Consider the following 12965-nt stretch of genomic DNA (forward strand, 5'->3'; position numbering starts at 1 on the left):
CGTCGGCACGTCACCGCCGGGAGTTTCCCCCAGGTGCGACCGCCCGCAAACGCTGCCCAGCTTTGCATCTTGCACAAGGCTCGCGAATAGCTGCATAGTCGGATCAGAAAAATCGGGCCGAGCGCCGATCGAGGCGCTTCGAGCACCGGTTCCAAAAAGGAGACATCGGTCGAGCGCGTCGGCACCGCGCGCGGTCGATGGGGGGAATTTGCTTGGCCGATGACATCATCCTCGAAACCAACGGGTTGACCAAAGAATTCGCCGGCTTCTTTGCCGTGCGGGACGTCAATCTGCGGGTCCGCCGTGGTCACATTCACGCGCTGATCGGCCCTAACGGGGCCGGTAAGACTACGTGTTTCAATCTGCTCACCAAGTTCCTGCGGCCGTCCGCGGGGCAGATTATGTACAAGGGACGGGACATCACCGCGATGGCTCCGGCCGACGTCGCGCGGCTCGGTCTGGTGCGTTCGTTCCAGATCTCGGCGGTGTTCCCGCATCTGACTGCGTTGGAGAACGTTCGGGTCGCGCTGCAGCGGCAGCACGGCTCGTCGTTCGACTTCTGGCGCTCCAAGAGCGTGCTCGACAAGTACAACCAGCGCGCGCGCGAGCTGCTCGACGACGTCGGCCTGAGCGAATTCGCCGACACACCGGCGGTGGAGATGGCCTACGGCCGCAAGCGCGCGCTGGAGATCGCCACCACGCTGGCGCTCGATCCGGAAATGATGCTGCTCGACGAGCCGATGGCCGGCATGGGCCACGAGGACATCGACAAGATCGCCACGCTGATCAAGCGGATCTCGGCGAAGTACACGATCCTGATGGTCGAGCACAATTTGAGCGTAGTCGCCAATCTGTCGGATGTGATCACCGTGCTGACCCGCGGTCAGGTACTGGCGGAAGGCAACTACGCCGACCTCACGCAGGACCCGCGGGTCAAGGAAGCCTATCTCGGAGCGGGTCATGGTTGAGGCGACGACATTGCAGCGGCCCGCATCGTCGGCCGCAGGCGCGGCACTGCTGAGCGTGCGCGACCTGCAAGCGTGGTACGGCGAATCCCACATTCTGCACGGGATGAATTTCGAGGTCCGCGAGGGCGAGGTGGTGACGCTGCTCGGCCGCAACGGCGCCGGCAAGACCACCACGCTGAAGTCGGTCATGGGCATCGTCGCCAAGCGCAGCGGCAGCGTCACGTTCGACGGGACCGATATCGGCCGCGCGTCATCGGACAAGATCGCCCGTCGCGGCATCGCGTTCTGTCCAGAGGAACGCGGAATCTTCGCCAGCCTCGACGTTCGCGAAAACCTGATGCTGCCGCCGCAGGTTCGGCCGGGCGGGCTGTCGCTCGACCAGATCTTCGAGCTGTTCCCGAACCTGCGCGAACGGCTGAAGAGTCAGGGCACCAAGCTCTCGGGCGGCGAGCAGCAGATGCTGGCGATCGCGCGAATCCTGCGCACCGGCGCCCGTTTCCTGATGCTCGACGAGCCGACCGAGGGGCTCGCGCCAGTGATCATCCAACAGATCGGCCACACCATCGCGCGGCTGAAGAAGCAGGGCTTCACCATTCTTCTGGTGGAGCAGAATTTCCGCTTCGCCGCCACGGTGGCCGACCGCTACTACGTGGTCGAGCACGGCAAGATCATCGACGGCTTCGCCACTTCCGAGCTCGAAGCCAACATGGACAAGCTCCATACCTATCTCGGCGTCTGACGGCGGGACTGGTGGAATCCACGAAAGACTGAGAGCAAGATGGATATCAACGTCCCCGCTCTGTTGGCGCAACTTCTGGTCGGCCTAATCAACGGCTCGTTCTACGCGCTGCTCAGCCTCGGCCTCGCCGTGATTTTCGGCATGCTCAACATCATCAACTTCGCGCACGGCGCGCTGTACATGATGGGCGCGTTCTGCGCCTACTTCCTGCTCAACATCGCCGGCCTCGGCTATTGGTGGGCGCTGCTGCTCGCCCCGATCATCGTCGGCGTGTTCGGCATGGTGATGGAGCGCACGCTGCTGCAGTGGCTGTCTGGGCTCGATCATCTCTACGGCTTGCTGCTCACCTTCGGTGTCGCGCTGATCATCCAGGGGGTGTTCCAGAACTATTTCGGATCTTCCGGTCTGCCTTATGCGATCCCCGAGCAGCTTCGTGGCGCGATCAATCTCGGCTTCATGTATCTGCCGGTGTATCGCGGCTGGGTGGTGGTGTTCTCGCTGGTGGTGTGTCTGCTCACCTGGTTCCTGATCGAACGGACCCGGCTCGGCGCCAATCTTCGCGCTGCCACCGAAAACCCGACACTGGTGCGCGCGTTCGGCATCAACGTGCCGCGGATGATCACGCTGACCTACGGCCTCGGCGTCGGGCTGGCGGCACTCGCCGGCGTGCTGTCGGCTCCGATCAACCAGGTTCGGCCGCTGATGGGCGCCGATCTGATCATCGTGGTGTTCGCGGTGGTGGTGATCGGCGGCATGGGATCGATCATGGGGTCGGTCATCACCGGATTCGCTCTCGGCGTCGTCGAGGGGTTGACCAAATATTTCTACCCCGAGGCATCCAACACCGTGGTGTTCGTGCTGATGGTGCTTGTGCTGCTTGTGAAACCCTCGGGCCTGACCGGACGGGCAACCTGACATGACCACGATTACACAGAATTCCGTCCCGTCCACGACCCGCCGCCCGGTGCGCGACGAGATGATCGCCTTCTGCATCATGACCGCGCTGCTGTTGGTGGTCCCGTTCACCGGGGTCTACCCGTTCTTCGTGATGCAGGGGCTGTGCTTTGCGCTGCTCGCCTGCGCCTTCAATCTGCTGATCGGCTATGGCGGCCTGCTGTCGTTCGGCCACGCGATGTTTCTCGGCACCGCCGGCTACGTCAGCGGCCACGCGCTGAAGGTGTGGGGGCTGCCGCCGGAACTGGCGATCGTCGCCGGCACCGCGGCGTCGTTCGGCCTCGCGGTGGTGACCGGGCTGATCGCAATCCGCCGCCAGGGCATCTATTTCGCGATGATCACGCTGGCGCTGTCGCAGCTTCTGTATTTCATCTATCTGCAGGCGCCGTTCACCCATGGCGAAGACGGAATCCAGGGCATTCCGCAGGGCAAGCTGTTCGGCTTCATCGATCTGTCCAACACCGACACGTTGTATTTTGTGGTGCTGGCCGGCTTCCTGATCGGCTTCCTGATCATCTACCGCGCCATCAACTCGCCGTTCGGCGAGGTGCTGAAGGCGATCCGCGAGAACGAGCCGCGCGCGGTGTCGCTCGGCTACAAGACAGACCAGTACAAGCTGCTTGCCTTCATCCTGTCGGGCACGCTGGCGGGCTTCGCCGGTTCGCTCAAAGTGTTCGTGGCGCAGAACGCATCGCTGACCGACGTGCACTGGACGATGTCGGGCGAAATCGTGCTGATGACGCTGGTCGGCGGCCTCGGCACCGTATTCGGCCCGGTGGTCGGTGCCTTCGTGATCATTGCCATGCAGCAGTACCTCGCCGGATTCGGCCAGTGGGTCACGGTGATCCAGGGTGTGATCTTCGTCGCCTGCGTGCTGACCTTCCGCCGCGGCATCGTCGGCGAGATCGGGCATCTGTTCAAACGGTCGCTGTAGGGCTGTCCTTTAGGGCGCTTCATCGTTTGATTGAAGCAGACTTTGCCCTCTCCAACGGGACGGAGTCCTCATCCTGAGGGAGCCCGGCAAGGCCGGGCGTCTCGAAGGATGAGGAGCCGCAGGGCCTGAGGCGCATGGTTCGCGACGCCGCTTCGCGCGTCCTCACCATGAGATTGTGCCTGTTGTAAGCACTCCGAGGCACGCCCCCGATTCCATCAAAAACAGAACCTGCTGCTCTATACAAAAGCGGCGAGCCGTGCAGTGAGCTCGGCTCGCCGGCCTTCAATGCGCTTCAACCTGTCGGTTGCCCGCGATCAGCGCGGGCAACCGAGGGCTCATCAGTCAGAGATTGCGGCTGGTGCCGTGGTCCAGCGGCAGCTCGGCTTCGCCGTCGGAGCGGGGTTCGCGGCGCGGATGCGCGGCTCGCTTGCGCGGGCGTGACAGCTCGACCGCATCCGTCATCAGCTTCTCGACGTCAGCGGTGTATTTCGGCAGCGGCCCGATCGCTTCGGTCTCGGCAACGGCGACCGTCACGGGCTCGCTGGAGGCGGCGGACCGTGTGTCTGTCGTCGGTTCGGCCGGCGCCGGGCGGAGCGCCGTCAGCACGTTGGGCAGCACATCCGGCTCCAGCTCGGGCGGCGGCTCGGCAGGGCGCGACACCGTGTCGACTGTGACTGCGGCCCCGACAGTCTCGGAAGCAGGGGCGGCCGCTCCGGTCGTCGCAGTGGCTGTTTCGCCGTTAGGCTCGGCCGGCTCGGGCTGGCGGGCGATCGGTTCGAGGCGTGCGACTTCGATAGGCGCGGGCTCGCTTCGGATCGGCTCGGCGCTGACAGGTTCGCTGCGAACAGCCTCGCTCCGAGCCGGCTCGGTGCGAACGGCAGAGCCCGCGTCGGCCAGCACCTGCCGAACCAATTCGCGGGTGTTGTGGTCATCGACCGGAATGCCGTCCGGCCAGCGCAGGCTGCGTTGCGGAGCGGGCTCGATGCGCGACGCCCGTTGCTCCATCGCCCGCTCGGCGATCAACGCCTCGCGCCGCGCAGTACCGCGCCGCGGCATGATCAGATTGCGGACATCGATCTCGCTGGATTCGAATTCGGGCTCGCCGAAGTCGTGGCCGCCATAGTCGCGGCCACCATAGTCTCGGACGGCGTAATCGCGGGCGACGAACTGCGGCGGAGCTCGCCGGGCGGCGGTGCGCCGCGGCCGGTCGTCGTAGCGCTCGTAGTCGGGGCGTCGGGCGACGTCGCGGCGCTCATAGTCGCGATGGCCGAAATCGTCATCATAGCGACCATCGTCCTGCGCGGCGTAGCGGCGCCAGTCGCTGGCGTGGCGATCGTCCCGGCGCCGCATCTGGTCGATCTCGGCTTCGTCGTGACGAGGCCCATAGTCGCGCGATGCGGCCGGAGCATCGTCGTCGCGGCGCGGTTCGGTTCGTGGCTCTGCGGCACGCACCGGCTCTGGTACGGCCGGTTGTGGCTTCGGCACATCCGTTCGAGGCTGTGCGACAGTCACCGGATCGAGCGCCATGGTGGGGAGTGTGATGGCGGCCATTGCAGGCGCGGGGGCGGGGGCCTGCTTCTCGTCTTCGAGGTCTTCGTTGTTCTCGATCCGCTGCCGGGCGCGCTCGACCTGCGCCTGGATCTTGGCGGCGTAGACGCTAGGCGGTGAGAAGAAGATTTTCGCAACCACCGGGACGATCTCCAGGAAGATGATGAAGCATCGCGTCATCCACGAGAACAGCGTCATGGTGGCGCCGTCACGCGGGTCGTTCTTCAATTCCTGATAGGCGGCGATGCGTGTGAGCGGATCGAATTTGTCTTTCTTTTCCTGGAAGTAGGAGTCCGACATCACCTTCTTGCGGAAGTCGGCAACGCTCGCGGTCTTGTCGACTTCGAACTGCTTCAGGTCGGCCCGCGCGGCGTCGATCCGCTGTTGCAGAGCATCGGCGCGGGCCTTGATCGCCGCGCGTTCCTGCTCGCGCCCGGCGAGCGCGTCGGCGGTGACCTTGGCCTGGACCGCACGCAGGTCGTCGCGGCGGGCGTGCAGTTGCGCGATTTCGGCCTCGCGCTCGACGCGCTGGGCCTGAAATGCCTGCCGCTGTTTCTTGGCGAATTCGTAGCGCGGACCGGCGCCCGGACGGCCGGAATTGTTCGGTGCGGCCTTCAGCCCGAATTCCTCGGCGTTCATGTCGGCTGTGTAGCGTTGGATCGTTCTGTCGATCTCGGCGATGTCGGCGCGGATCCGGGCCTCGCGCTCGGTCACCGACCTGATCTGCTGCTCGATATCTTCGGTGCGAGTCTGGGTGGTCGGTTCAGGCTTGGGCTGCTCGGTGAGCGCAGCGCGATGGAGCGCTTCGAGCTGCTCGATATCGGCCTGCCGGCGCCGGGCCTCCGCGTTCAGACCGGCCTCGAAGGTGGCGATCTTGTCGTAGATCGGTTGATTGGCGGCGACCCGGTCGGCCTCGATCTTTTCGTTGATGGTCGAGGAGAAGATCGCCAGTTCCAGGAACATCGCGATCACCCAGGCGAGTCCGAACGACAGCGCCAGACGGATGCCGACGCGGACGAAGCGCCACGCGGTCTGCTTGGCCTCGGCCCTCGACACGATCGGCGAGGTGTTCCACAGCGTGCCTTGATAGAACCAGTCCGACTGGCACAGCGCGCGGTCGAACATCAGCACCGTCAGCGCAATCACCGTGGACACCAGCAGCCGGGTCCAGATGTTGTCGATCATATAGCCGGTGGCGTGAAACGACACGCCGAGCACCACGACGAACGACAGACAGAGCGATGCGCCCAGATGCGTGGCCCACAATTTGTCCGACGCCGGACAGCTTTGCAGGGTCTTGCGATCGACGCCAGCGATGATGCCAAGGACGCGTTGAATCATGGCCGCCCAGTTCTGCGGTGACATGCGCCGCGGTTTGAAGTGACAAGTCGGCCGAGTCTAACAGAGCGTAAACAAATTCAATACGAGTTGCGCTTCGCGGGCCAATTCAACCGGTTCGGATTTTGTCTGAACAGTCGCTGCTAAGTGTTGGTGATCGATTGGAAACTTGCTGAGTTGGTGGAGCGGCGAGGGGGCTCGTTCCGTCCTCATTAATTTGTCGGCGCAGCGGCTTCGGCCGTGCTCATCCCGTCCTCGATTACCACTCGGAATCGTGGGTGCGGCGTTCGATTTCACTTCAAGCGCTTCAAGTGATTCGCGAGCGGGCGAGGGAGATGACGACGGCAAGCCGGCTCTCCAAACCGTTGCGCCATCAATTCTGTGGACGGACCAGCGGTGCGATCGACGCGCTGCGGCTGGCTAAAGCCGGCTCCGACGAGCGCGGCGCGGAGCCGTCCCGCGCGATCCGGAATCCACGGTTGCCTGACCGCCTCCGAAGTGTTTTATGACGCCGGTGTGACGCGGCCGGGCGCCCCCGGCGTCGGAGGCCGATCCTTCGAACCCGCGTCACGTCAACCGGATAGCTCCCGATGCTACGATACTTTCGAGCCTTTCTGCCCAAGGAAGAGAGGTTCTTCGACCTGTTCGCCCAGCACACTCATACCGTCGTGCAGGGCGCCCAGGCGCTGCAGGACATGCTGCGCGGCGGTGACGAAACTCTGGTGCACTGCCAGCGCGTCAGCCATTTCGAATCCGAGGCCGATAACGTCACCCGCGAGGTGCTGACCGCGGTGCGCCGCACCTTCATCACCCCGTTCGACCGGGTCGACATCAAGAACTTGATCACCTCGATGGACGATGCCATCGACCAGATGCAGCAGACCGCCAAGGCGGTGATCCTGTTCGAGGTTCGGGAATTCGAGCCGCCGATGCGCGAGATCGGGGCGCTGCTGGTCGAAAGCGCCAATCTGGTCGGGCGGGCCGTGCCGCTGATGCAATCGATCGGTCCGAACCTGCAGATGCTGACGGCGATGACCGAGGAGATCACCAAGCTGGAAGGCCGGGTCGACGATCTGCACGACATCGGGCTGAAGGAACTGTTCCTCAAGCACCGTCACGCCAACACCATGGATTACATCGTCGGCGCCGAGATCTACGACCATCTCGAAAAGGTCGCCGACCGGTTCGACGACGTCGCCAACGAGATCAATTCCATCGTCATCGAGCAGGTCTAGGGCAGGGGCCGGCCGTGGACGCTTCGCTCGGGCTGCCCATCCTGGTCGGGTTGATCGCCGTCGCACTGCTGTTCGATTTTCTGAACGGCCTGCACGACGCCGCCAATTCGATCGCCACCATCGTCTCGACCCGGGTGCTGCGACCGCAATATGCGGTGCTGTGGGCGGCCTCGTTCAATTTCATCGCCTTCATGGTGTTCGGCCTGCACGTCGCCAACACCATCGGCACCGGCATCATCGAACCCGACGTGATCGACGCCGCTGTGATCTTCGCGGCGCTGACCGGCGCGATCGTCTGGAACCTGGTGACCTGGGGGCTCGGCATCCCGTCGAGTTCGTCGCATGCGCTGATCGGCGGCCTGCTCGGCGCCGGCCTTGCCAAGGCCGGGCTGTCGGCCGCGGTGTGGAGCGGCCTGACCAAGGCGCTGCTGGCGATCGTGCTGTCGCCGCTGGTCGGCTTCTTGTTGGCGCTGGTGCTGGTCGCGATCGTGTCGTGGGCGTCGGTGCGGTCGACACCGTTCGCGGTCGATCGCGCCTTCCGCATCCTGCAGTTCGCCTCCGCCTCGCTGTATTCGCTCGGCCACGGCGGCAATGACGCCCAGAAGACCATGGGCATCATCGCGGTGCTGCTCTACTCGCAGGGCTATCTCGGCGGCGAGTTCTCGGTACCGTTCTGGGTGGTGCTGTCGTGCCAGGCGGCGATGGCGCTCGGCACGCTGATGGGCGGCTGGCGGATCGTCCGCACCATGGGGCTGCGCATCACCAAGCTGACGCCGATGCAGGGCTTCTGCGCCGAAACCGGCGGCGCAGCCACGCTGTTCATGGCGACCTTCCTCGGCGTGCCGGTGTCGACCACCCACACCATCACCGGCGCCATCGTCGGCGTCGGTGCGGCGCGGCGGATGTCGGCGGTGCGCTGGAACGTGGCGAGTTCGATCGTCTACGCCTGGGTGATCACGATCCCGGCCTCGGCGATCGTCGCCGCCCTGGCGTATTGGGGAACCAAGCTGCTGCCGACGTTCTGACGGGCCGGCCCGCTGTCAGCCCACCAGCTTCAGCCCGACGATGCCGGCGACGATCAGGCCGATGCAGGCGAGGCGGCCGACTGTGGCCGGATCGCCGAACAGCGCGATGCCGAGCGCCGCGGTGCCGACCGCGCCGATGCCGCTCCACACCGCATAGGCGGTGCCGATCGGCAGTGTCTTCAGGGCGAGCCCGAGCAGGGCGACGCTGGCGACCATCGCCGACACGGTCAGGGCCGTCGGCACCAAGCGGGTGAAGCCTTCGGTGTATTTCAGGCCGAGCGCCCAGCCGATCTCCATCAGACCGGCGACGAACAGATAGAACCAAGCCATAGCGGCCTCCTTGCGCACGTCCGGGCAAATTTCATGAAGCCATCCAGCGGGATGGCGCGCCGGCGCAATGCGCGGTCTTGGCGGAGGCCGGGTCGTCCCGGCCGAAAAGGTGATTTTGAGGTCGTCCTCGATCCCCTATATGAGGGAGGCCGTTCCGCCGTGCAACTGCCGGCGCTGCGTCCCGCCGGAAGCCCTTGATCGCGCCGGCTTTCCCTGCCACAGGCTGATGAATGTCCGACACCGCTGTTCCGGCCGACGCGCCGTCCTCGACCCCGTTTTCGCTCGCCCACGAAGTGGCGCGGCGGCGCACCTTTGCGATCATTTCGCATCCTGACGCCGGCAAGACCACGCTGACCGAAAAGCTGCTGCTGTTCGGCGGCGCCATCAATCTCGCCGGCCAAGTCAAGGCCAAGGGCGAGCGCCGCAACACCCGCTCGGACTGGATGAAGATCGAGCGCGACCGCGGTATCTCGGTGGTCACCTCGGTGATGACCTTCGAGTTCGACGGGCTCGTCTTCAACCTGCTCGACACGCCGGGCCACGAGGACTTCTCGGAAGACACCTACCGGACGCTGACCGCGGTCGACAGCGCCGTGATGGTGATCGACGCCGCCAAGGGCATCGAGGCGCGCACGCGGAAGCTGTTCGAGGTCTGCCGGCTGCGCGACATTCCGATCATCACCTTCATCAACAAGATGGACCGCGAGACCCGCGACATCTTCGATCTGCTCGACGAGATCGAGAAGACGCTGGCGCTCGACACCACGCCGATGACCTGGCCGGTCGGGCGCGGCCGCGACTTCCTCGGCACCTACGACGTGCTCGACGGCGGTGTGCGCCTGCTCGACGGCGGCGGCGCCAAGACCGGTGCGGCCGAGCAGATCACCATCGAGGAACTCGGCAAGCGCCATCCCAATCTCGACGTCGCCGCGGTCAAGGAGGAGCTTGAGCTCGCCACCGAGGCGTGCAAGCCGTTCGACCTCGAGGCGTTTCGCGAGGGCCATCTGACGCCGGTGTATTTCGGCTCGGCGCTGCGCAATTTCGGCGTCGGCGATTTGCTGCAGGGGCTCGGCCGCTACGCGCCGCCGCCGCGCGCGCAGGAAAGCAGCGCCCGCAAGGTCGAAGCCGACGAGCCGAAGATGAGTGCCTTCGTTTTCAAGATCCAAGCAAACATGGATCCGAACCACCGCGACCGCATCGCGTTCGCGCGGCTGTGCTCCGGCAAGCTGACCCGCGGCATGAAGGCCAAGCTGGTGCGCACCGGCAAGGCGATGCCGCTGTCGAGTCCGCAGTTCTTCTTCGCCCAGGATCGCTCGGTGGCCGACGAAGCCTTCGCCGGCGACGTCGTCGGCATTCCCAACCACGGTAGCTTGCGGATCGGCGATACGCTGACCGAGGGCGAGGACGTCACCTTCGTCGGCGTGCCTTCCTTTGCGCCGGAAATCGTCCGCCGCGTCCGGCTGACCGATGCGATGAAGGCCAAGAAGCTGAAAGAGGCGCTGCAGCAGATGTCGGAAGAGGGCGTCGTGCAGGTGTTCCGCCCGCGCGACGGTGCTCCGGCGCTGGTCGGCGTCGTCGGCCCGCTGCAGCTCGACGTGCTGAAAGCCCGGCTCGCCGCCGAGTATCAGCTCCCGGTCGATTTCGAAGTGTCCGAATTCCAGCTCGCGCGCTGGATCTCCTCGGACGACCGCAAGAAGCTCGACACCTTCATCGCCAACAACGGCTCGTCGATCGCCGACGACGTCGACGGCGATCCGGTGTACCTCGCCAAGAACGAATTCTATCTCGGCTACACCAAAGACCGCGCCGAGGGCATCGTGTTCTCGGAGATCAAGGACGTGAAGAAGACGGGGTGAGGCGGATCGCGTTCCTCTTCTGATCGTCATCCCCGCGAAGGCGGGGATCCAGTATCGCAGAGCGACTGAGATGAGCATCGAACGCCCTGCGATACTGGATCGTCCGGACAAGCCGGACGACGACGTCGGAAAGCGGGGCAAGCACTGTGTGTCACGGCGAGCTTCCGCTTGAGCTGCGACTTCCGCTTCACATGTCAAACAGCCACACCTCCGCATCCTCGCGGCGCAATGCGCCCGAGCTTTGCCCGAAGAGCCGCCCCAAAGTGAGGGGCGGCGGCGCGCCGCAAGACGCGGCGTTGGTCGTGTCGCGATCCGGCCTTCGCCCGCGCGAGGGGCGAAGATCGCGAACCGCGCGTCGCCTTGCGGCGCGCCACCCCGGCGGTTTTTGGCTGAAGGACCGCTCTTCCGGGACCGAGCGAGCTTGCGGGCTTTCCCCGGCCTCTACTCGACCCGTCCAGCCTCTGAAGCGGCGGCCGCTCGTAGTAGCGGCGGACGGTGACCCTCAACCTCCCGGGCGCGTGCTTGCGAGGCACGTCACGCAGGACGCCGTATCCCGCTCCGCCTCGCAAGCGCCCTCGAGAAGCGCCCCTCGCGAACGAGACAAATAGGAATATAAGCCGTGGTGACGGGCTTGTCAACCGATCTGAATGCGCGTTTCCTGCGCTGTCAGGCTTGAAATCCATTTATATAGTTATTTATATAGGCCGACTGTGTCCGACGATCTTCCGAAGCGCTTGGTCTGGATCGCATCCAGCCGCCGCGACATGCAGACTCTTCCGAAGAGCATTCGCCGGAGCTTCGGCACGGCGCTGTTCGCGGCGCAGATGGGCGTAGCGCCGCCCATCGCCAAGGTGCTGAAGGGGTTCGGCGGCGCCGGCGTGTTGGAGTTGATTGAAGACGATCGCAGCGGGACGTACCGCGCGGTCTATACGGTGCGCTTCGCGACGGCGGTCTACGTACTACACGTTTTCCAGAAGAAGTCGAAACAGGGCATCGCGACACCGCATCAAGATATCGAGCTGGTCCGATCGCGATTGAAGGTCGCTGAAGAATTGCACAGGAACGCCGACCATGAAAACTCATGAAATCAGCAGCGGCAACGTATTCGCCGATCTCGGCTTTGCCGACTCCGAACAGGAACTGGTTAAGGCCAAGCTGACGGTGCAGATCTACAAACTTCTCTCCGAACGCTGCATGACGCAGGGGGCGGCGGCGAAGCTTCTCGGCACCACGCAGCCGCAAGTCTCGGCGCTGATGCGCTGTCGGCCGACGTCGATCTCGGTCGGACGACTGATGGAATTTCTGACTCTGCTTGGGCAGGACGTGCAGGTCACTGTGAAGCCCGCTCCGCGCCGGAAAGCGGCGGGCGGGGCGGGGCGTTTGTCGGTCGTGGTGCAGGCTTAGAGGCGCGGCCCAACTATCTACTCTCCACAATCTTCTTGATATTCCCCAGCCCCAGCTCCGCCTCTGCGCTCATCCGCTCCACCATCTCCGCGGTCGGCGGCTTCGGCCGTGCCGGATTGCGCAGGATGCGGGTGAAGCGGGTGCCGCCGTCCATCGCCTCGAACGTGTAGTGCACCACCACCGGGCCCATGAAGCTGGTGGTGGTCATGCCGATCCACAGCGTCGGGCGGTCGCAGGCGATCACCAGCCAGTCGAGGTCCACCGGTCCGGTGCGTGTCGACCAGTGTTCGTGGAAGGTGTCGCCGAAGCCCATCGGGCGGTCGTCGCACTCCAGCGCGTGCGAGGAGGGCAGCCATTCCGGCCAGGACTTCGGGTTGGTGACGTAGTCGAACACGGTTTCGGGCTGGGCCGCGATCACCACCACATGGCGGATTTCAAACGGGAAAGTCGCGGCGGGGGCGGGTGCATCGGCCATTGTATTCTTCCTTTTGGCGAGTTGCGCGGCGACCGGCATGGCGGCGACCGGCATGGATGCCGAGCGGACAGGAGCTTGGGGAGTGCCTGGCCGTACAGCTCAATTCTTGCGCGAATTCGCCAATTCCGTTCTGTTTCTGGACATTGCCAGTGTGTCTGC

At 64.8% G+C, this 12965-nt stretch carries 12 protein-coding genes; 9 read left to right on the forward strand and 3 right to left on the reverse strand.

Annotated elements, in window-relative coordinates; genetic code table 11:
- The first annotated feature begins 212 nt into the window (after positions 1-212).
- From M9H71_RS11805 to M9H71_RS11820, 4 genes are read left to right on the forward strand one after another with little or no spacing between them, the layout of a single operon-like run.
- Complete coding sequence (locus M9H71_RS11805; RefSeq protein ID WP_455405201.1) at positions 213-968, forward strand: ABC transporter ATP-binding protein; 756 nt, start codon at positions 213-215, stop codon at positions 966-968.
- Complete coding sequence (locus M9H71_RS11810; RefSeq protein ID WP_455405202.1) at positions 961-1707, forward strand: ABC transporter ATP-binding protein; 747 nt, start codon at positions 961-963, stop codon at positions 1705-1707. The genes M9H71_RS11805 and M9H71_RS11810 overlap by 8 nt, the downstream gene beginning before the upstream one ends.
- A 39-nt stretch (positions 1708-1746) precedes the next feature.
- The gene (locus M9H71_RS11815; protein ID WP_455405203.1) at positions 1747-2622 is read left to right on the forward strand and encodes a branched-chain amino acid ABC transporter permease; all 876 of its coding nucleotides are present in this window, start codon (positions 1747-1749) and stop codon (positions 2620-2622) included.
- 1 nt (position 2623) lies between these two features.
- A complete protein-coding gene (locus tag M9H71_RS11820) occupies positions 2624-3595 on the forward strand; it encodes a branched-chain amino acid ABC transporter permease (RefSeq protein WP_455405204.1) in 972 nt (323 codons plus the stop codon).
- A 342-nt stretch (positions 3596-3937) separates the two neighbouring features.
- Here M9H71_RS11820 and M9H71_RS11825 read toward each other — a convergent pair whose 3' ends face one another.
- Positions 3938-6484, reverse strand: coding sequence for a DUF4407 domain-containing protein (locus M9H71_RS11825; protein WP_455405205.1), 2547 nt, complete (start codon positions 6482-6484; stop codon positions 3938-3940).
- A gap of 587 nt (positions 6485-7071) precedes the next feature.
- On the opposite strand from M9H71_RS11825, the gene M9H71_RS11830 reads away from it, so the two are divergent.
- Together M9H71_RS11830 and M9H71_RS11835 are read left to right on the forward strand one after the other, a co-directional pair.
- Positions 7072-7716 (forward strand): DUF47 domain-containing protein, encoded by a 645-nt coding sequence (locus M9H71_RS11830; RefSeq protein WP_164601984.1) that lies wholly within the window; start codon positions 7072-7074, stop codon positions 7714-7716.
- Between the two features lie 14 nt (positions 7717-7730).
- Positions 7731-8741: an inorganic phosphate transporter gene (locus tag M9H71_RS11835; RefSeq protein ID WP_164601986.1), complete on the forward strand. Its 1011-nt coding sequence runs from the start codon at positions 7731-7733 to the stop codon at positions 8739-8741.
- A 15-nt stretch (positions 8742-8756) separates the two neighbouring features.
- On the opposite strand, the gene sugE is transcribed toward M9H71_RS11835, so the two are convergent.
- Complete coding sequence (gene sugE / locus M9H71_RS11840; protein ID WP_011157837.1) at positions 8757-9071, reverse strand: quaternary ammonium compound efflux SMR transporter SugE; 315 nt, start codon at positions 9069-9071, stop codon at positions 8757-8759.
- A gap of 230 nt (positions 9072-9301) precedes the next feature.
- Between sugE and M9H71_RS11845 the strand changes: the two genes are divergently transcribed.
- The 3 genes from M9H71_RS11845 to M9H71_RS11855 all read left to right on the forward strand — a co-directional run bounded on the left by M9H71_RS11845 (position 9302) and on the right by M9H71_RS11855 (position 12331).
- Complete coding sequence (locus tag M9H71_RS11845; protein ID WP_455405206.1) at positions 9302-10927, forward strand: peptide chain release factor 3; 1626 nt, start codon at positions 9302-9304, stop codon at positions 10925-10927.
- A 734-nt stretch (positions 10928-11661) separates the two neighbouring features.
- Positions 11662-12012, forward strand: a complete 351-nt coding sequence (locus tag M9H71_RS11850; RefSeq protein ID WP_455405207.1) for a type II toxin-antitoxin system RelE/ParE family toxin — start codon at positions 11662-11664, stop codon at positions 12010-12012.
- A complete protein-coding gene (locus M9H71_RS11855) occupies positions 11999-12331 on the forward strand; it encodes a helix-turn-helix domain-containing protein (protein WP_047310144.1) in 333 nt (110 codons plus the stop codon). Before M9H71_RS11850 ends, M9H71_RS11855 begins: the two co-directional genes overlap by 14 nt.
- A 13-nt stretch (positions 12332-12344) precedes the next feature.
- Here the strand turns inward: M9H71_RS11855 and M9H71_RS11860 are convergent, their stop codons facing one another.
- On the reverse strand, positions 12345-12806 hold the full coding sequence (locus tag M9H71_RS11860) for an SRPBCC family protein (RefSeq protein ID WP_455405208.1): 462 nt from the start codon (positions 12804-12806) through the stop codon (positions 12345-12347).
- Between the last annotated feature and the right edge of the window lie 159 nt (positions 12807-12965).

Source organism: Rhodopseudomonas parapalustris (assembly GCF_053772255.1).

What these genes read in the sequence shown, in the direction of transcription:
- M9H71_RS11855 (WP_047310144.1), top strand. Translation starts at nt 11,999, where the DNA reads ATGAAAACTCATGAAATCAGCAGCGGCAACGTATTCGCCGATCTCGGC.
- M9H71_RS11830 (WP_164601984.1), top strand. Translation starts at nt 7,072, where the DNA reads ATGCTACGATACTTTCGAGCCTTTCTGCCCAAGGAAGAGAGGTTCTTC.
- M9H71_RS11845 (WP_455405206.1), top strand. Translation starts at nt 9,302, where the DNA reads ATGTCCGACACCGCTGTTCCGGCCGACGCGCCGTCCTCGACCCCGTTT.
- sugE (WP_011157837.1), bottom strand. Translation starts at nt 9,071, where the DNA reads ATGGCTTGGTTCTATCTGTTCGTCGCCGGTCTGATGGAGATCGGCTGG.
- M9H71_RS11815 (WP_455405203.1), top strand. Translation starts at nt 1,747, where the DNA reads ATGGATATCAACGTCCCCGCTCTGTTGGCGCAACTTCTGGTCGGCCTA.
- M9H71_RS11820 (WP_455405204.1), top strand. Translation starts at nt 2,624, where the DNA reads ATGACCACGATTACACAGAATTCCGTCCCGTCCACGACCCGCCGCCCG.
- M9H71_RS11810 (WP_455405202.1), top strand. Translation starts at nt 961, where the DNA reads ATGGTTGAGGCGACGACATTGCAGCGGCCCGCATCGTCGGCCGCAGGC.
- M9H71_RS11825 (WP_455405205.1), bottom strand. Translation starts at nt 6,484, where the DNA reads ATGATTCAACGCGTCCTTGGCATCATCGCTGGCGTCGATCGCAAGACC.
- M9H71_RS11860 (WP_455405208.1), bottom strand. Translation starts at nt 12,806, where the DNA reads ATGGCCGATGCACCCGCCCCCGCCGCGACTTTCCCGTTTGAAATCCGC.